Source organism: Alteromonas confluentis (genome assembly GCF_001757105.1).
Taxonomy (GTDB): Bacteria; Pseudomonadota; Gammaproteobacteria; order Enterobacterales; family Alteromonadaceae; genus Alteromonas; species Alteromonas confluentis.
Genome location: NZ_MDHN01000004.1, coordinates 202327 through 226251, shown reverse-complemented (window position 1 = coordinate 226251; position 23925 = coordinate 202327). Strand labels below are relative to the sequence as shown.

Sequence of the window (23925 nt, the reverse complement as noted above, 5' to 3'; positions counted from 1 at the left end):
GTGAACTACGGCTTCTCTTGGTGCAGTAAGTCTATATTCAGCGCCCGGATATCATCCCAGTCTGCAGAAAATGCCTCTGAGAATCCTTTCATTTTGAGACTGTTTAAAGCGTCACTGCCTTTTCCGCCGGGTGTCATGGTGGTGAGAACATCGAGTAGTTGTTCGCGAACTTTCTCTGACAGTCGGGGATGAATCGCTATGGCATGTGGTGTATAAGCCGGGCTTGACCAGAGCACTTTCAGGTTTTCTTTTACGTCGCTTTCTGTGGCTTGCAGAGAACGGTATATTCCCCCTCCAGCCTTAAAAAATCCCCTTGTTACATTCAGGTAAACAGAGTCGTGGGATTGTACATAAACGGGTGTAAAGCTAATGCCATCTTTATGCATAGTGGCACGGGGAATAATACTGGCGGCAAAAGCGGCGGGGGCCGGAAAGGCGATTTTGGCACCTTCAAGATCAGACAATTCTGAAAAAGGACTGTCACGCGGCACAACGATGATGCCCTGAATGGATTGATCTTTCTGACGAGCCAGCGCGCGGTAGCCTGGATTTTTCTGAAAAACGACAAAGTGATAGGGATTCATGTAAGCAATATCATATTTGCCTTCCGACAATGCTTTTTCAAATGTAGGAATATCTTTCGCGGTTTCGAAGTGCAAAGTGTGTCCGGTTTCAGACTCGATATAACTGAGTAGTGGTTGCCAGGCCTCTGCGAGCTTTTTCGGCGAGTGTTGCGGAACAATACCCACAGAAAAGGATTCAGCAGCGGCGGAATGCGACATGAGCAGTAAGAGTATTGCAACGACGCGCCTGCTCAATAATTCAGACATATTCATTCTTCTCCCGCTTCATGACGTTTTCCAGTACCAGCATGCATTCATTGTTAGTTAATCATTCTATTACACAATGTAATGATAAGGCATTGTCTGTAGAAATGCCTTTTTCGTTTGTGCTTCGCTATAATCCGTTTAACTTCCCTGCATCAATACGAGTACCGCCATGGCAACTGCATCCGCCCTTCACATTTTGGTAAAAACTGAAAAAGAAGCCCTGTCTATTCTAGAACAGCTCAAGAAAGGTAAAGACTTTGCCACGTTGGCAAAGAAGCACTCAACCTGTCCGTCGGGCAAACGTGGTGGTGATTTAGGTGAATTTCGCCGAGGGCAGATGGTTAAACAGTTCGATGATGTGGTGTTTAAAAAAGAAGTGCTGAAAGTGCATGGGCCGGTAAAAACAAAATTTGGTTACCATCTGATCAAGACATTGTATCGAAGCTAAAATTATCCTTTAAGCTCACCGCTTATTGAGCGCAAATTTACTACTGCACCACCGCGCATTTTGGAATAAACATCATAAATTCGCCGCTGCCAACTCAGGAAATGCAACTTTTTTGCAGTCAATTTGGCTTAGTAGGCTAGGCATACTCTTTGACATCTGGTTAAAAAGTGAACTATTTGGTGCTATGGGCGACCTCACAGGTTTGCCAAAAGGTTTATATTTTAAACACTTTATCAATACCATGAATGAGTGATATGGAAGCAATCATATCACTTATTTTCTATACCCCCTCCAATCCTTAGCTTTCAATTGGTTAGCGCAAGTCAACATTGAAGTTAGTCTAACTTGTTGTAACACATGAATTTAGGTTCTTTAAACGGTCATTTTCACTTCGCTACTGTGTTTAGCGTTGGTAAATATACTGGTTAATTCTCCTGCACAAAGTGGGATAACTGCCGGCTTATATATTCCTTTTTGATATAAAAATGCTTATTGCCACCGGTGGCAATAAATATTAGATTTGGTTAACAATAAAAAATATAAATTATTAATGCCGACAAGGATGTGGTCGGATTAAGCGTCTCAAGTATCCCTTGCCTGAGGAGAACACATGAAAGTTTTAATATTGAATGAAGGACTCGAGAAGCTCGGTCATACCGAAAAACGCTGTGCGGTATCACCCTCTAGTGTGAAACGCATGGTTAACCGTGGTGTTACCGTTGTCGTGCAGAAAAATGCTGGTGTTCTATCAGGTTACGCCGATGCTGATTTTACTGAGGTTGGTGCCAGCCTGGTGGAAAATGCAGACGACGCACTGAAAGAGACCGATTTATTGTTATGCGTAAACCAGCCTGAAGAAGCGGTTTACTCACAACTGAAAGCCAATGCCATTGTGGTAGGACACATTGACCCCTTTTTCCAGCAATCGCTGGTGGAGTCTCTGGCCGCCCGCAAACTGACCACCTTGTCGGTGGAAATGATCCCGCGTTCTTCCCGCGCCCAGAAAATGGATGCGTTAAGTTCGCAAGCGAGCCTTGCTGGCTACGTTATGGTGATGCAGGCAACTACACATCTGCCAAGCATTCTGCCAATGATGATGACACCGTCGGGTACCATTAAACCGGCGAAAGTTTACATCATTGGTGCCGGCGTTGCGGGTCTGCAGGCGATTGCGACGGCGAAACGTCTGGGCGCCAACGTACTGGCTTACGATACCCGTCCAGTCGTCGCTGAACAGGTTGAATCGCTGGGTGGTAAATTCCTCAAAATCGATTTGGGTGAAACCGGCCAGACCAAAGACGGCTACGCTAAAGAACTCACCGACGAGCAGAAGCAGAAGCAGCAGGACGCGCAACGTGATGCTATTGCCGACTCAGACATCGTGATCACCACCGCGCAATTGTTTGGTCGTCGTCCTCCGCAGCTTATTAGCAAAGACACGCTGGCGCTGATGCGTCCGGGTTCTGTGGTGGTCGATATGGCTGCAACGTCTGGTGGTAACGTGGAAGGTTCTGAACCTGGCAAAGTGGTCACTGTGAATGGGGTCACGGTAATTGGTACCGGTAACTGGAGTCAGTCTGTCGCGAAAGACGCCACCGATATGTACGCCAACAACCTGTACAACCTGATCGATGAATTTTTCGATGATGAATCGAAGGCATTTAAACTCGATCTGGAAGACGAAATTCTTGCTGGGTGTGTGATTACGCACGATGGCGAAATTACTAACGACATGCTTAAAAACGCGTATCAGGGAGCCTAATCATGGAAAATATCTATCTGATTTTTATCGTATTGCTGGCTGCTTTCCTGGGTTTCGAACTGATCCGCAAAGTACCTGCCACACTGCATACTCCGCTGATGTCGGGCTCAAACGCAATTTCCGGGATCACCCTGGTAGGCGCGCTGGCTGCATCGGGTATGGAAAACGACATACTGACAACGATTTTGGGCACGGCAGCAGTAGCGCTTGCCAGCATCAACGTTGTGGGTGGTTATCTGGTTACCGACCGGATGCTGGGTATGTTCAAAAAGAAAGACAAGAAGTAAGGGGCCGGGAAAATGGAATCTGTAGCATTGATAATCAATCTGGCCTACGTATTGGCGGCGGGTCTGTTCATTCTTGGTCTGAAACTATTAAGTCATCCGCTGACGGCCCGTAAAGGGAATATGGTGTCTGCGGTGGGTATGCTGGTGGCTGTGGTGGTGACGCTGCTTGACCATCAGATTATTTCCTATCACTGGATTTTACTGGGCTTTGCCATTGGCGGCGCCTACGGTGCCTGGAAAGCAAAGTCTGTTGAAATGACACAAATGCCAGAAATGGTATCGCTGTTTAACGGCTACGGTGGTTTAGCTTCACTGTTACTGGGTTGGGCGACGGTAAGTCAGTTGTCTACGGTTGGTTTCAGTGGTGCCACGTCATTTGTGTTGATTACCGTTATTCTGACGCTGTTAATTGGTGGCGTAACTTTCTCTGGCTCCGTGATTGCCTGGGGAAAACTGTCTGGTCGAATGAACGCCAAAGCGGTGATCTTCACCGGCCTGCGTGAGCTAAGCGTTTTGCACCTGGTAGGCTTCTTTGTAGTGGGCTATCTGTTTGTCACCGACCCAATGAACCCGGTATGGCTGTACGCCACCATCGCGCTGGCGCTGAGCTTCGGTATTCTGGCAACTATCTCGATTGGTGGTGCAGATATGCCGGTGGTTATCGCGCTGCTGAACAGCTACTCGGGTGTAGCGGCATCAGCGGCAGGCCTGGCAGTTGGCAATACGATTCTTATCGTAACCGGCCTGCTGGTAGGCGCGTCTGGTCTTATCCTGACTAACATCATGTGTAAGGCAATGAACCGCTCGCTGATGAATGTACTGCTTTCCGGTTTCGCGAAACCGGTTGAAGCGGCAGAGAAAATCGAAGGCGAAGTGAAAATCATGCCGGCGCAAGATGCGTTCTATGTGCTGGAAGCGGCACAGGCGGTACTGGTTATTCCGGGTTACGGCATGGCGGTAGCACAAGCGCAACACGCTGTACGCGAACTGCAAACGCTACTGGAAGAAAACGGCTGTACGGTGGAATATGCGATTCACCCTGTTGCGGGCCGTATGCCGGGGCACATGAACGTACTGCTGGCTGAAGCCGATGTACCTTACGATCAGCTCTGCGAAATGGATGACGTAAACCCGCGCATGGAAAACTACGATGTGGCCATTGTTATCGGTGCTAACGACGTGGTTAACCCTGCTGCAAAAGAGATGAAAGGCAGCCCAATTTACGGCATGCCAGTTATCGAAGCATACCGCGCAAAAACTGTGTTTGTACTGAAGCGTTCAGCCAACGCAGGCTTTGCCGGTGTAGACAACCCGCTGTTCTTCAAAGACAACACGCGCATGGTACTGGGTGACGCAAAAGACACCATCAACACCATCATCCGCGAATTCGGTGACGACTAAACGCTTTTCGAGCGAGGAGGCACTTTCATTCGGAACACGCCGTGAACACATCCATGTGGGCTCGGCAGCCGCATCCCTGCGGCTGACGGTTTGGAAACGGAAGAGACTTAACCGCTGTCGGGGCACACGTTGTCTCTCCAGCACCTGTGCACGCCGTGAACACATCCATGTGCTAAGCGGTTATAGAAGGCGCTGCCGCATCCCTGCGGCAGACGGTTTACAAACACAGCTCCTTTTCCTATCCCGGACTCCCCGCGGCGTACTAAGCTATCGCACTCTTTCGGCTGACGGTTTGGAAACGGAAGAGACTTAACCGCTGTCCGGGGCACACGTTGTCTCTCCAGCACCTGTACACGCCGTGAACACAGCCATGTGCCAAGCGGTTATAGAAAGCCCCCCTCGCTCTGCACGTTTAGTCTACCGATTTTCCCTAATACCTACTTTTCAGAATAAAGCAGTTGCTCGCGTTGTACAGGGTGCCCAGTGAAAGGTGGGGCTGCGGATGTCTGATATACAGCTTGCTGATTGTATTTCATCACAAATGGCATCAGGCAGGCGGGTAGCAGGTAATCATTTTCTTTCAGCCATCGCGCGTCATAGGCAATTTCTGAGGATTTCTTCGCGGAGAGTCGCATGGGGTTGCCAAACAAAATGTGATGCTCGGCTTGTTCAAGGTTGCCAGTACTGGAAAGCAACGGAAGTCCTGCGGAGTGATAGACCTGGCCCAAAACACTTTCCACATTAAAGCAGAACTGTTCGTAGCCAATTTTTACCACGTTCAATTCGCTTCGATTTAGCAATTTTTCTCTTTTTCTATTGCCCTGATACCACTTCAGCATCTGAAACCAATAGTGACCTTTGACTTTTTTCAGCCCACTGCGCTGTTCTGAACGTGCCAGTCTTGTTTGAGAGCTTGCATAAGAGCGAACGTCACGTAGCAGAAAGCAAATCGTCGGTGAAAGTAACGGGTCACTGGCAATCAGGTTTAAATGGCGAATACCCTTAGAGGTATCCACCATCCGTTTTTCATCACCATAAACTTTGTGGAAATAACGCAACAGTTCTTTATAGGCGAGAGACACATGACTGTACTTTTCCTCGCCCTTCGCTGGCATTGGCACGTTAGCGCGAATTTGCTCTAGCGCCGGGCCCCAGAATCCGCATTGCGCAGTGGGTTTTCCACAACTGCAAGCATGATTGGCATTGTGAAGCCAGTATTCAGGAGCATGGCGCAAAACCTGAAACACTTCGCCCAGTGAAATTAGATCTGGATGACTTGCCAAAGCAATAGAAAAGGCGGTTGAACCTGAGTGAGACAAACTGGTTACAGAAAAGAATTTGTACGGCTTCATGGAATACTTTACCTGTGAGCGGAAACAAGAAAGGGCTGTAATTTCGAGTCACGGTAAAGGGGGATGTTCGCTAATTTCGCGGCTTTTACAGGTAATTTACAGCTGCTGAATAGAGTTTACAGAAACGGTAATGCCGCCAACTAAAACCCTGAGAAATTAACCTGAGTTAATCTCAGTACAAATTTAGGTTTTGCTGCTATTCAGAACAAATTTCTGTGTTTTTAACCTAAGTTAATTCCATATTCGGGGTAACCGGTTAAAGTAGTGTTTTACCCTTCACCGGAGTTCGCCATGAGTTTACTGTCTGCATTATCAAACCGTTACGCTATTAAACAATTTTCTGACAAGAAGGTTGATGAAGAGAAAATAAAATCCATTACCGAGGCTGCCCGTTTGGCGCCCTCTGCATTTGGTTTGCAGCCTTATCGCCTGATTGTGATTACCGATCGTGAACTGCTGAGCAAACTGGCTGGCGCAGCATTTAATCAAAAGCAACTGCCTACCTGTTCGCACCTGTTTGTATTCGCAGCGGAGACATCGATCACTGAGGGCACCGTTGATGCCTATTTTGCGCGTACCTATGAACAAACAGACAACGAGCCGGGTAGCCTGAATGGTTATGCTGATTATATTAAAGGATGGGTAAGCAGCCAGCCTGCCGAGTCGCTGGCAGAAAGCGCCAAGCATCAGGCCTTTATTTCTTTGGGGCTGCTGATTGGTGAAGCATCGCTTCAAGGCGTCGATTCTTGCCCGATGACCGGTTTTAATCCGGCGGGCTTTGATGAAATTTTAGGGCTTGCCGAAAAGGGCCTTACGGCAACCGTAATTTGTGCAGTAGGTTACCGTGAAGAAGGTGAGGCTACGCCTCAGAAAGTCCGCTACGCCAGTGAAGACTTTGTTATCAACGGCAACAAACTAGCGTAATGCGCATTAGCAAAAAATAGTTGCTAACAGCATAAACAAAAAAGGGGGCAGCCTAGTGGTTGCCCCCTTTTATTTTGCGTCTTTCGTAGTTAGAACGTAAAACGCTAGCTAGAACTTAGAACTTAACGTTTACGCCAACCCACAGGTTACGTGCACGGTCTTTGATGTTGTAATCGTCCTGGAATACCACTTCACTTACCGCACCACGGCCAGTAACGTACTCGTAAGTGCCGTCGCCGTTCAGATCGGTATACTCGGTGGTGTAAGACGTAAAGTCTTCATCCAGCAGGTTGTTGATACGGGCGTTTACTGTTACGTATTCGTTGAACGTGTAACGGGCACCCAGCGTCAGTAACTGGTAGTTTTTGTAGTACAGCGGCTTGTTCAGTACGCTGTCCCAACCGCGGTAACGGTCTGAACGCAACTGGCTTTGCAGATACACACCCAGCGCATCAGTAACATCCCAGTTTACAGTGATGTTAGCCATGTGCTCTGCGGTATTGGTCAGCGGCTGACCTTCTTCCGGACCACTTTTCTGTTCGCTGTCAGTCCAGGTGTAGTTGGCTGTTACAAACCAGTCAGTGCTGAATTGATAGCGACCTGCTACTTCAATACCTTGTAAATCTACTTTGTCGATATTGATTTTCTGGCTGTAAGTTTCGTAACCCAGTTGGTCGTACTCACCCAGGTTTACGCAAGGACGGACGCCGCCAGTCACTTCACAGCTATAAACTGTGTCACCGCGCGCGATTTTGTCATCAAAGCGGGTGTTGAAGTAAGTGATGTTAAAGTTGTGACCCGCATCACCTGTCCAGTACGCTGCAATTTCGCTGTTCACACTGGTTTCTGGCTGGAGATCCGGGTTACCGGCAAACGGTGAAGTCCCCTGACCACCAAAACCGGTGATACCGTCGTAAAGGTCAGTCGTGTTAGGTGTTTTATAACCTGTGCTCACACCACCTTTCACGGTCCAGTTGTCGTTGAAGGTATAAACGGCATATAAACGTGGAGAAACCTGAGTGCCGAATACGTCGTGCTTGTCGTAACGTGCACCGGCTGTCAGCGTCAGGTAATCGTTAGGGCTCCAGTTATCTTCAGCAAACAGTGACCACATGTTCTGTTCCTGAATCTGGCCTGCCTGAGAACTTTCCAGACCGAAAACACCATCGCGCAGTTCTCCGTCGATCATCTGACCGCCCAGAACGATGTTGTGGTCGCCCATTACGTCCGTTACTGGAATATCAACACGTACGTCCAGCGTATATTGGCTGCTTTCCAGTGGTCGCTTAGGTCGTGGCAGGAAGGTGTCTTCTGCAATGCCTTTACGCTCTTCTTCGCTTAAACCTTCGTAAGCGCCAGTACCGTCGTACATTTCCTGAAGCAATAAACGTTCGGTAACGCTTAACGGCAGAGTTCGGCCATCGTTGCTGGTATCAACGTGAGACAGGGCAATCATGCTTGAGAAGCCATCGAACTGACCTTGATGCGTAATCGACCACCACTCACGATTAAATTCCTGATCGTCAGCGTAACCGGCGCGCGGGTTTACCACACCACGTCTGTCAGCCCAGATAGAATCGATGTTATCTCTTGTACCCAGCGGATAGGTGATTTCACCGGTGTCGAGATTGTATGAAGGTGTATTGTCGTAAGTTTGATTTGAGTTGTCGTAATCAAACTTGAAACTCTGGTTTTCAAACGGCGTATAGAACAGTGTAAAACCATATTGTGCACTGTCGCTGTCTACTGTTTTGCCGCCGCTACCGAAGCCAAGCTGACGAATATGCACATCGCCGTTAGGGTCGATATCAGGGGCGAATTCAGGGTTTGATGCCTGACGCTCGTACATGCTGCCGCGAACACCTAATGAAAGGAGGTCTTTGATCAGTGGGCCCTGCGCGAAAAAGTCAGTGGTGATGTCATCGCCAAACTGATCGTCGGTTTGAATGCTACGGCCAAAGTTGATAGAGCCGCCCCATTCTTCAGAGCGCTTTTTGGTAATAACGTTGATTACGCCGCCCAGTGCATCTGCACCGTAAAGCGTCGATGCAGGACCACGAATCACTTCGATACGTTCAATGGCTTCCATTGGAGGAACGTGACCAAATGCGTTACCGCCAAAGTTATTCGGATAAATATCACCGTGGTTGTTCATACGTACGCCGTCGATGAGCAGCAACGTGTACTCACCGGTTAAACCACGCATACTCACTGAACCCTGGCCGGTTTTATCGCGGGTTGTACCAATATCGATACCTTCCTGGAACTGAACCGCGTCGAGCAGGGTAATGAACTGACGAGACTGCAGATCTTCCTGGCTAATCACAGAAATACTGGCAGGGGCTTCAGTGATCTTTTGCTCAAAACCGGTTGCCGTTACTACAAGATGTTCAATGTCATCGCTATCTGGCGTAGCAACAGTGGCTTCCTGTGCACTGACTGCGAATGTGAAAAGGGCAGTGGCAATTGAAGATGCAATAAGTGTTCGTTGTGAAAATGGCTTCGACTTCATGGTTTGATAATTCCGAATAAGTGAGGCTTGAGTTTTAGTTTGAGTGTGAAAAACGCGGGGGATATTAACAGTAGCTAATAAGTAACGCAATGCAAATGAGAGTGGTTTTTATTTAGATTGCAATTTTCTTTGCATATCTTTGCTTTTCTTTGCCTAAAGTCTAACTCAGCGTACCAGTGTGAAAATTGCCCGTCACTTCAATGTACCTCTTGAATCGGTTTTCGAGTTAAAAGAATAAAAAAAAGCCCGGCAGATTAACAACCGGCCGGGCTTTGTGTGTTTTGTCAGTCTTTATTATCAGCGGCCAGAGGCTTTTCTGGCTGCTTTAAAGTCAGAATCTGCAGTCCACTTTGGCCAGTCACCGTTATTGGCCAACTCTGCCATGATTTGACCCATCAAATCCAAATCCTGCTTCACGCCACCTAAGTCCCAACTTGGCAAATAATCGTCGGCAGCTTTGTGATAGCGCTGTGCAATAAAAGTAGGGTCAGTGTCACCTAAGCTCATAAACAGATAAGAAGGGATACCCTGTTTCGCCGCCGCGAAGTGATCAGAGCGGAAGAACAGGCCGTTTTGCGGGCGAGGGTCGGGTTTAACATAACGGCCCTGGGCTTTGGCAGCTTTCGCGACATAGTCTTCCAGTTCCGACAAGCCATTGCCGTACTGCAAAATGTAATCCACAGACTGATTCACGTTCATACCGTCGATGTTTAAAAACGCCACAATGTCTGACGCTGGCACTGGCGGATTTTGTGCGAAATGCTCTGCACCAATCAAGCCGGTTTCCTCGGCGGTAAATGCGCCGAACATCAGGGTGCGGTCGAACGGCTTTTTCTCACTCAGCGTTTTCATCACCCGGGCAAGACCAAGTACGCCAGCCACGCCGGAGGCGTTATCCACAGCGCCGTTCATCACGACTTCTTTGCCATTCTCAATGGCTTTGCCGATGTGGTCCCAATGGGCATGCAGCGCGACCCACTCATCCGGCGATGTTACACCAGGAATAATACCGGCTACGTTGCGCGACTGCTTTTTCTCAATGGTATTACGCATCTTCAGTGAGGCATGCAATTTCATGTCGACCGCTTTAAAGCCAGGCTTAGATGCCTTCGCTTTCATTTCACGGTAGTCCATCCCCGCCGCTTTAAAGACTTTTTCTGCAGCCCGTAACGTCATCCATCCCATCACACCGATTTGTGACTGGTTCTCGTTGTCGTCGATAAGCGAGTATTTGGTGTTGGTATTGGAGTTTTGAATCACGCCCCAGCCGTAGCCTGCAGGCATGCTCTCGTGAACGATAAACACCGCGTTAGCGCCCTGGCGGGCCGCTTCTTCATATTTATAGGTCCAGCGGCCGTAGTAGGTCATGGCGTTGCCGCCGAAAAAGTCAGGGTCCTGAGAGACAAAGCCCGGATCGTTCACCAGCATGATCACCGTTTTGCCTTTTACATCCACACCTTCGTAGTCGTGCCAGTTATATTCAGGTGCAGTAACGCCGTAACCGACAAACACGACATCATCATCAACGGTAATGTTGTCGCTGATGCGCTGCGTACGTGCAGTAAACTCGCTGGCGTTGGTCAATGTTACATCACCGAATTTTAACGACATATTCTGGTCTGCGGTGATTTTAGCTAGAGGGACAGGCTGGATGTAGCTATCGCCGAATGCTGGCGCTAAGCCGATATCTTTAAACTGTTTTACCAGGTATTCAATGGTCTTTTCTTCGCCTTCGGACAACGGCGAGCGGCCTTCAAATTCGTCGCTGGCAAGGGTTTTCACATCGTCGCGATATTGTTGCAAATCGAGCGCTTCGCCAATTGATGAAACGGACGTCGCGCAAAAGGCGCTGGTGGCAGTAAACAATGCGCTACCAAAAAGTAAGGGTTTAAACATGAGCCAGAAAGTCGTTATTATTCAAAACCCGAAGCCTACTTAAATCATATCGGGTTCTCAAGACCTCTCGGGTTAACTGTGCTCTGGTCAGGATAAAATGGAGCGCGCTTCGATCAATCACATTCCAGGTTCGCTTCTGCTTCAGCCATGATCAGGGTGGCTTTTACTGCCGCTTGCCAACGGTGTTGGCGTTTTTTCTTTAATATATCGTCTACTTCGGGCTCGAAGGTGGAATCCTGGGGGTTTAACGCCGCAAAATCTTCAATGTTGTCTTTTAATCCCGCGTGTAAACCTGCCAGATAAGCTGCACCAAGCGCGGTGGTTTCCATCACTTTGGGTCGATTCACGGTAATGTCTAGGGTGTTAGCAAGAAACTGGCAGAACCAACTATTCTGTACCATGCCGCCATCCACATTCATGGTGGTGGTATCGATACCATCGCACCGCATGGCGTTTAGCAAATCCTGAGTCTGGTAGCTCACCGATTCAAGCGTAGCCCTTACCACATGGGCGGCGGTAGAACCGCGTGTCAGCCCAAAAATGGCCCCCCGCGCCAACGGTTCCCAGTAAGGGGCTCCGAGTCCGGTAAAGGCTGGCACCACCACTACCTGATGATCTTCCTCTACCTGACGGGCGAGCTTTTCTGAGTCGGCAGCGCAAGGCAGAATGCCCAGGCTGTCTCGTAACCACTGAATAGCGGCGCCGGCAACGAAAATAGATCCTTCCATGGCGTAGCATGTTTTACCGTTTAAGGTATAAGCCACCGTTGTCAGCAAGTTCTGTTCTGAGAATGCGGGTTCTGAGCCTGAATTCACCAGCGCGAAACAGCCTGTACCGAAGGTGGTTTTCGCTTCACCCATTTTATAACAACCCTGACCAATCAAAGCTGCTTGCTGATCGCCGGCAACGCCGCAAATAGGAATGGATTCACCAAATTCGGTTGTATCGAGCTTGCCAAAATCGTCAGCGCAGTTTTTAACCTCAGGAAGCAGTGACGCTGGCACATCAAACAATGCGAGAAGGTCGTTATCCCAGTTCATATCATTGATGTTGAACAGGTTGGTACGACTGGCATTGGTGGTATCAGTCAGGTGCTGTTTACCACCGGTTAAACGCCAAATTAAGAAGCTGTCGATAGTACCAAAAGCCAGTTCTCCGGCTTCGGCACGTTCCCGGGCGTGCGGTACGTTGTCTAATATCCAGCAAATTTTGGTGGCAGAAAAATAAGGGTCACAGCGTAACCCGGTACGCTGATGCAACCATTCTTCTTTATGCTTTAACTTATGACATTGGTGGGCGGTGCGTCTGTCTTGCCACACGATAGCAGGATAGAGCGTTTTACCGGTTTCACGATCCCACACCAGTGTGGTTTCCCGTTGATTGACCAACCCAATGCCTGCTATTTCAATGGCATTTTCACGGCAGTAAGCCATGGCCTGCTTCAGCGTGCTCACGGTAGTTTGCCAGATATCTTCAGGATCGTGCTCAACCCAGCCGGGTCGTGGATAATGCTGAGGATATTCTTCCTGCGCGGTAAACACCGGCGCAAATACGCTATCAAACACAATAGCGCGGGTTGAAGTGGTGCCCTGATCGATAGTAATGACGGCTTTGTGGACTGCACTCATGGCGGCATCCTTATTTTTGAAATTCTCATTATTGTTTTCGAGCGTTTTATAACAATAGCTTACGAATGAGATCGGAAAAGAGTTTTTACCGGTATCAGGGAAAGCAATTGGTATAAAAGGGGTGACATTTGCGATTGCCGTTTATCGGAGTATGGTAACAATTCTGCGCGTGGTATTTTCTGCATGATTGCAGACTCGAAGGTACAGTGCCTGTTATGAATATAAATGCGTTTTTGTGCCATAAAATTAATGCGAAAAGCGACGATTTTCATAGCACTGACATTTCAGAGCATTATAATGGCGCCCATTAAATGACGTAACATCCACAACTCGCCTTGTCTGCAATCCCGACAGGGCGTTTACTTTTGTAAGGTGAATAGAATTGGCTGAGTGGAGCATCGAAGAAGCGGAAAAATTGTACGGCGTCTCACGTTGGGGCGGCGGCTATTTTACCATTGGCGAAAACGGTAACGTACACGTTACACCGGTTCCCGCCGATCCAAGTATTCGAATCGATTTTAAAGCAGTACTTGATGAAATTCGTGACGAGGGCGTTCAGTTCCCTGTTGTTGTGCGATTTCACGACGTACTGCGTTCGCAGGTGGCAAACCTGAATACCATTTTCCGCGACACCATCGCTGAAGCTGAATATAACGGCCAGTATCACGGCGTATATCCGGTGAAGGTAAACCAGATGCGTGAAGTGGTTGAAGAAATCGTTGATGCTGGCGAACCGTTTAATTACGGTTTGGAAGCAGGCTCGAAAGCCGAGTTGATCACCGTACTGGCACTGAATACTAACGAAGAGTCGTTAACCGTTCTGAACGGTTATAAAGACGAAGAGTTTATGAAGCTGGCACTGCTGGGTCGTAAACTGGGCCGCCGTATTGTGGTGGTTATCGAAAAGTATTCTGAACTGACTCTGCTGGTTAAAACAGCAAAAGAATTGGGTATTGAGCCAATCATCGGCATGCGCTCGAAAATGACCGTAAAAGGCCGGGGTAAATGGGAAAGTTCTGGTGGCGAGCGGGCTAAATTTGGTCTGACCATAGCAGAAATTCTTAAAGCCGCACGCTATCTGCGCGAAGAAGGCATGGAACACTGCTTCAAACTGCTGCATTTTCATATTGGTAGTCAGCTTACTGATATTCGCTCAGTGAAAGAAGCCATGACCGAAGGCGCGCGCATTTATGCCGAACTGCATAAGCTTGGCTTCCCGCTGGACTATGTAGACGTTGGTGGTGGTTTGGGTATCGATTACGACGGCAGTGCCTCTACCAACGAATCGTCACGTAACTACAACATGCAGGAATACGTGGCTGACGTGGTTTACGGCATGAAAGAAGTATGCGATCAGGAAGGCGTGCCGCATCCAAATCTGGTGAGTGAAAGCGGCCGGGCGATTACTGCGCATCACAGCTGCGTGATCACTGAAATTGTGGGTGAAATTCGCTCTGATATGGCCGAAGTTGATACCACGCCGGTGGATGGCGAGCATGTATTTGTGCGCAATATCCGTGAGTTGTGCGAAACCTTCGACACGCAAACCAACATGCAGGAAGTGTTTAACGACGCGTCGCAGTGGAAAGAGCAAGCCATGGACGCATTTAAACTGCGTGTTCTGTCTCTGGATGAACTGGGTAAAATTGAAACCCTGTACTGGCGTATCATGATTCGTCTGCGTGATTACTACTCCACAGCCGATTATGTGCCAGAAGAAATTCAGGGCCTGGACTACAGCTTGTCTTCGCAGTATCTGGCTAACTTCTCCGTTTTCCAGTCTGCTGCAGATACCTGGGCCATCGATCAGTTGCTGCCGGTTGTGCCGGTTACCCGCATGAACGAAAAGCCTGATGTAAATTGTTCCCTGGTAGACATTACCTGCGACAGCGACGGTAAAATCGATCAGTTCACGGTAGGCCGTGAAATCACTGATATCCTGCCAATGCACAAGCTGAAGAAAGACGAACCGTACTACGTTGGCTTGTTCCTTACCGGCGCGTATCAGGACGTAATGGGTGATATGCATAACCTGTTTGGTCGTTTGAACGAAGTGCACATTTACAGCTACGACGACGATCCACAAGACTTCTACATTGAGGAAGTGGTGAAAGGGTCATCAGTGCAGGACGTACTTGAAATCATGCAATACAACCCTCGCGCCATGGCGTCAGATGTAAAACGCATGATTGATCGTCAGATCTCAAGTGGCAATTTAAACCCTCGCGAAGCGGTGAAATGGACTGACTTTTATGAGAACTGTTTAAGTGGCTACACCTACATGAAAACCCGCTCTTAACGGTGTTTAGCAGCATCCTTTAAGCGCTTATGAAAAAGGCAGTCGTGGAAACATGACTGCCTTTTTAGTATCTAATGTTCGGTAAAAATTTATAGTTTTACGGGGCCACCGTCGCCGTTTTCGCTTCCGCCGCACGTTTCTCATCAGCTTGCTTGAAATAACGCTCCCAGAATTCGGCGGTGGTGGAGTTGATCATGTTGGACTCGGCGTTCATTAGCATCACGTAGCCCGCTTTATAATCAGGGGAAAATGCCACATCTGCCCGGTAGCCCTTCACCCAGCCACTGTGATAGTTCAGTGTTTTGCCGTCGAAGTCGTAAATACGCCAACCCTTACCGTAATATGCGCTATTCAGGTGCTGACGCCAGCCGCGACGATAGACCTCGCGGGAGGTTTTCACCACCGGTGTGGTGATGTCTTCAATTAATTCCGGTGGCACGACGGTAGGGAATTCGCCCAACATGGCCTGCAGGTAAATAGTCATGTCCTTAATACTGGCATTTACCCCTGCCGCTGGGGAGAACCGGTAGTAATTACTCTCCACCATGCCTTCACGCCATTTGTCTCTGGCAATGGCTATATGCGGGCGAGCCCAGCTGTCAGATGCCATCAGCGCCGCTTTACCGGCACTGGCGGTTGTCATTCCCAGTGGTGTGAAAACCTGTTCATCCAGCTGTCGATGGTAAGAAGTATTCTGCAGACCAAGGTAATAGGCAATGGCGCCAAACATGGCATTTTGATAGGTGTAGCAGTCGCCTGGGGCGCACAGTGGTTCCAGTACCGCGAGTTGCTGGAGTACCCTTTCTAACGAATAGTCGGCTTCAATAAGGTTGTCGTAAGCATTCGGCATGAAGCCACTGGACTGGCTAACAATATGTTTCAGTTGCAGCTTGTCCATGCCTTTACCGGTAAAGGGGATTTCCGGTATTAGCTCGCTAATGGGCATGTCCCAGCGCATTTTTTCCTGTTGAACCAGCTTGGCCATAAGCAGCGAGGTAAACGATTTCGACACCGAGGCAAGACGGAAGACGGTGTCGCCATCAATGTACTCGCCACCCTTGTGAGTGCGCCCGAACACGTACACTTTCGGTGTTTCACCCTGCTGATAATACACAAACGCATAACCAGGTACGTTGTACTTAATTGCTTCCCGCTTCACGTAGCGGGCATAATCTTCCAGCCACGCTTCTGCCGCCAGACTTTTTGTTATGCAGGCCAGCATTAAACATAGCGCCAGGCATGCATTGGTTGTTGCTTTCAACAGGCTTGTAAACAAGTAAAACTCCGCCGTTTTATATCGCAGTTCCTTTCCTTGGATCTGCATTATTATGTGCGCTGTATTATGCGTATCGACAACGATTATATCAACTTTGACTAAAAGGCCTGATGTAGTTTGCGCAGGTCGACGAGGTAGATTATGTTATAGATATACTTCTCGTAAAAAGACCAATGTTGATCTTATGCAGTTCGGAATGTGCAATTTTTTATTCGCGGTAGTGCTTTTAAGCTTTGGGCTAGGCGCTCATGGGAAAAGCCTGACCATTAATGATCAATCCGGAAAACCATTGCAATATGTGGTGGTGAGCGTGGCGGCATCGACCACGCCAGCCCCTGAACCCGCAATCATGGATCAGGTTGAACGCCGCTTCGACCCGAAAGTACTCACTGTTCCTGTTGGTACCTCTGTCAGTTTCCCAAACAGCGATAACATTCGTCATCATGTTTATAGCTTTTCTCCCACCAAACCCTTTGAAATAAAGTTATACAGTGGCTCCACCGTTGCGCCTGTGGAATTCGACAAATCCGGTATCGTTGCACTGGGCTGTAATATTCACGACCAGATGATTGGGTATATTTACGTGTTTGAAAATGCTCGTGCGTTTATTACCAGCGAGAATGGCACGGTAGATATTCCGGGCGATGCGGAATCTGTTACGTTGTGGCACCCTGAGTTGGACATCGTGCAAAGTAAACGCGAAACCGTCGCGCTCGATACCAGCAAGACGTCTGAAACGCTCACCTTAACACTCAATGCCGCCATCCCTGTGGAGCACGAGAAGAAGTCGCGCACTTTTGGTAGTAAGAAATTCGGAAGCGAATAATGAAGTCGTTGTCGCTGCGGCATAGCCTGTTTCGTATACTCCTTGGCAGTACCATTATTACTGCTGGTTTGATCCTGCTGTCTGTGTGGAATGCCACCGACGATCTTGTGCAGCAAAACCTTGAACACGAACTGGCCATCGACACTAACGTATTACAGCACATCGTTGAGGAGCGCACGCAAGGGCTTTACGCGTCGACAAAAGTATTGTCTTCGGCTTACGAATTTAAAGCGGCATTCGCCAGCTATGATGCGCCAACCATCAACAGTGCCCTGCAAACCATGAATGCCAGGCAGGATTTTGACCTCCTCATCATGCTGAATCTGCAAGGCGAAACCATTACGGCATTTCCCGATGACGTGCTGGGCGAAGATGAGCAGTCTTTTGCGGAAGGCTATCGTGGTATTCGCCCTGATGAAATAACCCGCGATTACGTGTTCATGAACAACACGCTTTATCATGCGGTTGTTGCGCCTGTTTCGGCTCCGAGAGTGATTGGTTACCTTGGTGCGGCTTTTGCGCTGGACGACAGTTTTCTCACTCTGTTAGGCGAGGTTGTTCAGGCCGAGGTCATCATTACATCTGCAGACAACCAGGTGCTCAACAGTAGTCTGCCTCACGATGTGGCGGAAGAACTGCTGAAACGCAGTGAGCAGGAAATTAGTTGGCTTCGGATCATGGCTCAGAACGAAAGCCTGTATGAAGTGAGAGAGCTGCAATTACCGGGTATCGACCATATACCGATTAAAATCAGAATTGCATTAGATGTCAGCGAGCAGTATCTCAGTGTTCTGGATTTGCAGACGGTGGTGATTGTCATTGCACTGGGTATCATCGTTTTGTCGTTAGCCATTTCAATGGTGTTGGCGAAACGGGTGAGCAGGCCGGTTAAGCAGCTCGTGTCGGTAGTCAACGAAATTGCCGATGGACATTACCAGCAACCTGTCGAGCCGGATGACAGAGTCACTGAGATTGGCGAACTGGCGCGTGCCTTTAACACCATGCAGGCCCGTATTCGTTCACGGGAAGACCACATCCTGTTTCAGGCGCAACATGATATGTTGTCGGGGTTGTACAACCGGCACTATGTTGAGGAAAAGCTAAACGATCGGCTCGATTCGGGCGAAACGCTGCAAATTCTCGGCATCAATATTATGGGGATCCGTACAATCAACGATTTGTACGGTTATACAACGGGCGACTATTGCATAAAAACCATGGCTCAACGTACCTTGTCATGGCCGGGCATGGCCGCGCGTTTGGCGGGGGGCGATTTCCTCTTTGTCCCCGATTCTCCGCTCAAGGAAAGCGATATAGACGCATTCCGTCGGCAATTAGAATTACCTATCGAATTCAACGACCTCATCATTCCTATGAGGGTGTTTTTTGCGCATCTGAACTGTCCGTCTGACGGCGACACCACAGAAGAAGTGTTCAGAAAAATCAATATTCTTTCCGACGAAAGTAAGCAGCACGATCACTGGTTGATTGCGTTCAGAGAAGAAATGGAAACCAAGTACCTGCGCAGATTAACAATCATCACAGAGTTGAAAAAGGTACTGACAGACAATCAAAGTGAATTGTCTATGGTGTATCAACCCAAAATAAACCTGCAGACCAATAACGTTTGTAGTGTTGAAGCGCTTATCCGCTGGAACAGTGCCAACCTGGGATTCGTGCCGCCTGATGAGTTTATCGGCATTGCTGAACAAGCGGGCTTAATTGAACGAGTAACTGCCTGGGTACTCGATCGTACCCTTGATGACCTTGCCGATTTTCGCAATCAAGGCTATGTTTTTTCTATGGCGATTAACTTGTCTACCCGGGATATTCAGCGCCCGGAAATGATGCAGAGCCTCGCTGAAAAAATAACCCGTAAAGGGCTGACTCCCGCCGATGTTGAGCTGGAAATCACTGAAAGTGACTTGGTTGAAGACACGGCGGTGGCGATCAGCAATCTTAATCAATATCAGGCGATGGGTTTTCACTTTGCCATCGATGATTTCGGTACCGGGTATTCATCGTTAGCGTATTTAAAAATGTTGCCGGTGCAAACCATTAAGATCGACAAGAGCTTTGTGCTTAAGCTGGCTTCCGATGAAAGTGATCAGCAAATCGTGCGGACTGTGCTGAATTTGGCTTCGGTGTTCAAACTGAGTGTAGTGGCCGAAGGTGTGGAAGATGAGCTATCGCTGAACATTTTAAAAGAAGGCGGTTGTGATATCGCTCAGGGATACTTTATTAGCCGGCCACTGAGTGCGCAGGCTTTAAGTGAATGGCTCGCCTCAACCGCATTTGGGCTACAAAAAACGGAGACAAAATGACACTGTTTCAACGTGTTTTATTGGTGATAGCGTTTACTGCAGCGCTACCCGTGAGCGCAGGCTCCGGTAAGTTAATCGGTACGGCGGGCCTTAATCAGCTTGAAGGGGCCGGCGGTGGCGGTATTGTGCCCTGGGCCACGTTATCTGGCTACGACAGCGACAGCGAAGTGTCGGTGAATGCTTTTCTTACCCGTGTAAATTTAGATGATTACCGCCTGCAAGTGGCTGGTGCCAGCGTGTCGTTGTACGACCGTGTTGAGGTATCGGTAGCCCGGCAAACTTTCGACCTCACCACACTGGGTGGTGACATTTCTCAGAACATTTATGGCGCAAAAGTGAGATTGTGGGGGGATGTTGTGTATTCCGCCATGCCGCAAATCAGTGCCGGCGTGCAGTTTAAAGACCTCCAGGATGAAGCCATTGCCAACGCGTTAGGCAGCGCCGATACCTCGGGTACCGATTATTATGTTTCTGCCACCAAAGTGCATCTGGGCGCGGTAGCAGGATACAACCTGGTATGGAATCTCACTGCACGTATGACCAATGCCAACCAAATGGGATTATTGGGATTCGGGCAAACCAGCGACGACGATTACGAAGTCATGCTTGAAGGTTCGGTAGGGGTGTTACTTAACCGCAATGTAGCAGTTGGGGCTGAATACCGGCAAAAGCCTGACAACCTCGGGTTAGGAGAGGAAGATTGGTGGGATGTATTTGTCACCTATATTCCTTCTAAATCATTTAACGTCACGCTGGCATGGGCCGAATTAGGAAGTATCGCCGGTGCACCGGATCAGAACGGCATCTACTTATCTCTAGGAGGCCAATTATGGTGAAGTTGCTTTCATCTGTGCTTGCAGTTGTTTTACTCGCCGGTTGTGCCAGCCAGCCTCAAACCCTTTACAGTGAAATGGGCGGCGAGGCAAAGGTGACAGAAATTGTGAATAATTTCGTTACCGAAGTTGAGCAAGAACCCGTTATCCTCGCTTACTTTGAAGGCAGCGACATCGACCGCTTTATCGCTAAATTTGAAGAGCAAATTTGCATGGTGAGTGGCGGAGGGTGTCAGTACACCGGTGACACCATGGAGCAGGTTCATGGTGGAATGAATATCAGTGAAAAAGACTTCAACCTCACCGTTGATTTGCTTATTAATGCCATGGATAAAGCCAATGTACCGCATCCTTTACAAAACCGGCTTCTGAATAAACTCGCGCCTATGCGTTCGCAAATGCTCTATCGATAAATCTCAATCGATAAAAATCAATCGCACGCCGGCACGGACAATTTTATTGTCAGTGCCGAATTCGTCGCTTACGCCGCAAAAATTTGTTTTACACTGCCTGCTAACTCACCAACGCATTGTGTACTTTATGGCAGTTGCTATACATCAGGCAGAATTGTTAGAACGCTTTCGGCAAGCCCGCTTATCACGGGATAAGCGCTTCGACGGGCAATTTTTTGTCGCAGTGAAATCTACCGGTATCTTTTGTAGGCCAATCTGTCCGGCAAAATTACCCAAAGAAGAGAATGTCGATTATTACCATTTGGCTGCACAGGCCATGCATGACGGTTTTCGACCTTGTTTACGCTGCCGCCCCGACAGTGCGCCGCAATCTCCTGCCTGGAACGGTGTTGCTACAACTGTTACCCGTGCCACTCAACTACTCGCTGATATACCGCCTAAGTCTGTGGCGGATATTGCCAGCCGTTTGGGGATCAGTACCCGCTATTTGCATAAGTTGCTTGAGCAGCATACCGGGTGTTCACCCTCTCAATGGCAGAAGTATCATCAGTTGCTGTTTGCCAAGCAGCTTCTGCAGCAGTCTAGTTTGCCCGTTGAGCAAGTGGCTGATGCGGCGGGGTTCGGATCGGCCAGAAGACTGCAATCGGCAATGAGGAACACCTGGTCTTTAACCCCCTCTCAGCTGCGTAAAACGGCAGCAACCAGAAATAATTCGATGTCGGAAGTCAGTATACTCATTCATTACCGCAAACCTTATAACTGGGCTTTTGTTCGCGATTTTCTGGCAGTGAGAGCCATTCCCGGTGTAGAAACCCTGTCAGATAATGCCTATTCGCGGGTTTATCATGATGAATTCGGCACCGGTCACTTAATTGCCGAGCATCTGCCGGAACGTGCTGCATTTCGGGTAACTGTAACTACAGACTATTTGCAGGGTGTTCGTTCGGTGCTGAATAATCTGGCACGGGTACTGGATTTAAATACCGACCCCTTTTTGATTGCTCATGCGCTTGCCGACGCGGGCGTGCAAGAAGCCGAGCAGTTACCGGGCTTACGATTGCCTGGCGTTTGGTCTGCTTTTGAAGCGGGTTGCCGCGCCGTGTTAGGGCAGCAAGTCTCGGTGAAAGCCGCCATTAAACATGTCACTATGCTTGCTCAGGAGTTGGGCGTACAAACCGACGTCGGTTGTGCCTTTCCAACACCTCAGGCCGTGGCAGACAGTGAACTTACGTTTCTCAAAATGCCGCAAAGTAGAAAGCTCGCGCTTAAAGCGCTAGCACAATATTTCGTTGATGGGGCAGAAACTGATGCGCTGCAGTTTGGGACTGCTGATGCCGAGACTGATCTGCTTGCACTTAAAGGCATTGGCCCCTGGACGGTGGACTACCTGATGTTAAGGGGCTACAGCCAACCGGATCGCTTCCTGGGAGGGGATTTAGTAGTGAGAAATATGATGGCTACGCGTAATCTTACACCCGAGCAGGCCGCACCTTGGCGAAGTTACCTTACCCTCCAGCTCTGGCAGTTGGCCATCAAGCCGAAAGTGGAAACCAACCATGTTTAACGAATTTATTCAAAGCCCGTGCGGCATCGTCGAGGTGCAAGCCTGTGAGCAAGGTATTACCGCAATTCGATTCGTTGAAAGCGAAGCATCGGCCAGTGTACCGTCTGCTGTCACCACAAAAGCCTGTGAGCAACTCAGAGCCTACTTTGCTGGTGAACTCACCACCTTTGACCTGCCACTGGCGCCTGCCGGTACCCTATTTCAGCAACGTGTATGGAACGCATTGAGCGACATTCCGTATGGCGCGACATGTAGCTATCGCGATATTGCTGAAGCCATTGATAACCCAAAGGGCGTGCGCGCAGTCGGGCTCGCAAATGGCAAAAATCCCATAGCGATTGTGATACCCTGCCACCGCGTGATTGGCGCCAATGGCAAGCTCACCGGTTATGCGGGTGGGTTGCATCGAAAAGCAACATTATTAGAGCTTGAAGGAGCGCTGTAAAACATGAATGGAAAAGATGTACTGTCGTTACTGATATTAGGCGCGATCTGGGGCGGTTCGTTTATTTTCATGCGGGTGGCTGCACCGGAGTTCGGTGTGTTTGCGCTGGTGGAAGTGAGAACCGTGCTGGCAACGCTGGTAATGCTGCCATTTATGTTCGCCCTCGGCGGTTGGCGTGACATCCGTTTGCATTGGTGGAAAATTGCTTTTATCGGCGTTGTTAATACGGCCGTGCCCTTCGTTCTATTCAATTACAGCAGCTTGTATCTGGAAGCAGGTATCAATGCCATTCTTAACGCCACTGCGCCCATGTTCGGCGCTTTAGTGGCACTTTTGTGGTTGGGCGACAAATTAAAAGCCTCGTCTGTATTCGGCTTATTCGTAGGTTTTTTGGGCGTGGTTGTACTTAGTGCGCACAAAGTTGGCGAGGGAGAAGTGAGTATTGTGCCAATTCTTACCGCTTGCCTGGCTACCACCTGCTATGGCATTGCTGCTTGCGCGATGAAGAAATGGCTCGCGGGCGTGCGTCCACTGGTGGTGGCCACAGGCAGCCAGATATTTGCTTCCATCGCGTTGTTGCCGTTTTCACTAGCTACGTTACCCGCAACCATGCCATCAGGTATTGCCTGGCTGAACGCCATTGCACTCGCCGTCGGCGGAACAGGTATTGCCTATATTTTGTATTTTCAACTGATAGCCAGCGTGGGCCCGGCAAAAGCAATTACCGTGGGCTATCTGGTGCCATTATTCGGAATTGTGTGGGGAATACTCTTTCTGAGCGAAACCCTGTCGCTACAAACCATGATTGGCGGCGTGCTTATTCTTGCCGGTGTGGCGCTTACTACCGGAGTACTGGCGCGGTTACGAAAGCCAAAATCAGCGTTGCAGAATTAACCTATAAACCG

19 protein-coding genes are annotated in these 23925 nt (G+C 48.9%); 13 read left to right on the top strand and 6 right to left on the bottom strand.

All coding sequences use genetic code 11. From position 1 onward, the window contains the following. Positions 1-5: 5 nt before the first annotated feature. Positions 6-830, bottom strand: a complete 825-nt coding sequence (locus tag BFC18_RS01850; protein ID WP_070123506.1) for a phosphate/phosphite/phosphonate ABC transporter substrate-binding protein — start codon at positions 828-830, stop codon at positions 6-8. Positions 831-999: 169 nt separating this feature from the next. On the opposite strand from BFC18_RS01850, the gene ppiC reads away from it, so the two are divergent. From ppiC to BFC18_RS01825, 4 genes are all read left to right on the top strand, one after another. Beyond that, on the top strand, positions 1000-1278 hold the full coding sequence (ppiC, locus tag BFC18_RS01845; RefSeq protein ID WP_070123477.1) for a peptidylprolyl isomerase PpiC: 279 nt from the start codon (positions 1000-1002) through the stop codon (positions 1276-1278). Positions 1279-1888: 610 nt separating this feature from the next. Next, positions 1889-3040 (top strand): NAD(P) transhydrogenase subunit alpha, encoded by a 1152-nt coding sequence (locus BFC18_RS01835; protein WP_070123475.1) that lies wholly within the window; start codon positions 1889-1891, stop codon positions 3038-3040. A 2-nt stretch (positions 3041-3042) separates the two neighbouring features. After that, the gene (locus BFC18_RS01830; protein WP_070123474.1) at positions 3043-3327 is read left to right on the top strand and encodes an NAD(P) transhydrogenase subunit alpha part 2; all 285 of its coding nucleotides are present in this window, start codon (positions 3043-3045) and stop codon (positions 3325-3327) included. A 12-nt stretch (positions 3328-3339) separates the two neighbouring features. Continuing rightward, on the top strand, positions 3340-4728 hold the full coding sequence (locus tag BFC18_RS01825; RefSeq protein WP_070123473.1) for an NAD(P)(+) transhydrogenase (Re/Si-specific) subunit beta: 1389 nt from the start codon (positions 3340-3342) through the stop codon (positions 4726-4728). A 437-nt stretch (positions 4729-5165) separates the two neighbouring features. On the opposite strand, the gene BFC18_RS01820 is transcribed toward BFC18_RS01825, so the two are convergent. Further along, positions 5166-6080, bottom strand: a complete 915-nt coding sequence (locus BFC18_RS01820; protein WP_070123472.1) for a sulfotransferase — start codon at positions 6078-6080, stop codon at positions 5166-5168. A gap of 291 nt (positions 6081-6371) precedes the next feature. Between BFC18_RS01820 and BFC18_RS01815 the strand changes: the two genes are divergently transcribed. Further along, complete coding sequence (locus tag BFC18_RS01815; RefSeq protein WP_070123471.1) at positions 6372-7004, top strand: NAD(P)H-dependent oxidoreductase; 633 nt, start codon at positions 6372-6374, stop codon at positions 7002-7004. A 115-nt stretch (positions 7005-7119) separates the two neighbouring features. On the opposite strand, the gene BFC18_RS01810 is transcribed toward BFC18_RS01815, so the two are convergent. The 3 genes from BFC18_RS01810 to glpK all read right to left on the bottom strand — a co-directional run bounded on the left by BFC18_RS01810 (position 7120) and on the right by glpK (position 13040). Further along, positions 7120-9516: a TonB-dependent receptor domain-containing protein gene (locus tag BFC18_RS01810; RefSeq protein ID WP_070123470.1), complete on the bottom strand. Its 2397-nt coding sequence runs from the start codon at positions 9514-9516 to the stop codon at positions 7120-7122. Between the two features lie 297 nt (positions 9517-9813). Further along, positions 9814-11412 (bottom strand): M28 family metallopeptidase, encoded by a 1599-nt coding sequence (locus tag BFC18_RS01805; protein ID WP_083272867.1) that lies wholly within the window; start codon positions 11410-11412, stop codon positions 9814-9816. Positions 11413-11525: 113 nt separating this feature from the next. Further along, positions 11526-13040 (bottom strand): glycerol kinase GlpK, encoded by a 1515-nt coding sequence (gene glpK / locus BFC18_RS01800; protein ID WP_070123468.1) that lies wholly within the window; start codon positions 13038-13040, stop codon positions 11526-11528. Between the two features lie 382 nt (positions 13041-13422). Here glpK and speA point away from each other — a divergent pair, with 382 nt between their 5' ends. Further along, a complete protein-coding gene (gene speA, locus BFC18_RS01795; protein WP_070123467.1) occupies positions 13423-15339 on the top strand; it encodes a biosynthetic arginine decarboxylase in 1917 nt (638 codons plus the stop codon). Positions 15340-15436: 97 nt separating this feature from the next. Here the strand turns inward: speA and BFC18_RS01790 are convergent, their stop codons facing one another. Then, complete coding sequence (locus BFC18_RS01790) at positions 15437-16561, bottom strand: serine hydrolase domain-containing protein (RefSeq protein ID WP_070123505.1); 1125 nt, start codon at positions 16559-16561, stop codon at positions 15437-15439. 250 nt (positions 16562-16811) lie between these two features. On the opposite strand from BFC18_RS01790, the gene BFC18_RS01785 reads away from it, so the two are divergent. The 7 genes from BFC18_RS01785 to BFC18_RS01755 all read left to right on the top strand — a co-directional run bounded on the left by BFC18_RS01785 (position 16812) and on the right by BFC18_RS01755 (position 23914). After that, the gene (locus BFC18_RS01785; RefSeq protein ID WP_083272865.1) at positions 16812-17441 is read left to right on the top strand and encodes a methylamine utilization protein; all 630 of its coding nucleotides are present in this window, start codon (positions 16812-16814) and stop codon (positions 17439-17441) included. Then, positions 17441-19765, top strand: a complete 2325-nt coding sequence (locus BFC18_RS01780; RefSeq protein WP_083272864.1) for a putative bifunctional diguanylate cyclase/phosphodiesterase — start codon at positions 17441-17443, stop codon at positions 19763-19765. The genes BFC18_RS01785 and BFC18_RS01780 overlap by 1 nt, the downstream gene beginning before the upstream one ends. Continuing rightward, complete coding sequence (locus BFC18_RS01775) at positions 19762-20601, top strand: DUF3034 family protein (protein ID WP_070123464.1); 840 nt, start codon at positions 19762-19764, stop codon at positions 20599-20601. The genes BFC18_RS01780 and BFC18_RS01775 overlap by 4 nt, the downstream gene beginning before the upstream one ends. After that, positions 20595-21011 carry a group I truncated hemoglobin gene (locus BFC18_RS01770; RefSeq protein WP_245680316.1) on the top strand — a complete coding sequence of 139 codons (417 nt, stop codon included), beginning with the start codon at positions 20595-20597 and terminating at the stop codon, positions 21009-21011. Before BFC18_RS01775 ends, BFC18_RS01770 begins: the two co-directional genes overlap by 7 nt. Positions 21012-21138: 127 nt before the next feature. Next, on the top strand, positions 21139-22575 hold the full coding sequence (locus BFC18_RS01765) for an Ada metal-binding domain-containing protein (protein ID WP_070123463.1): 1437 nt from the start codon (positions 21139-21141) through the stop codon (positions 22573-22575). Next, a complete protein-coding gene (locus tag BFC18_RS01760; protein ID WP_070123462.1) occupies positions 22568-23020 on the top strand; it encodes a methylated-DNA--[protein]-cysteine S-methyltransferase in 453 nt (150 codons plus the stop codon). Before BFC18_RS01765 ends, BFC18_RS01760 begins: the two co-directional genes overlap by 8 nt. Before the next feature lie 3 nt (positions 23021-23023). Next, entirely contained in the window at positions 23024-23914 is an 891-nt protein-coding gene (locus BFC18_RS01755; protein WP_070123461.1) for a DMT family transporter, read from the top strand. Positions 23915-23925 lie beyond the last annotated feature (11 nt).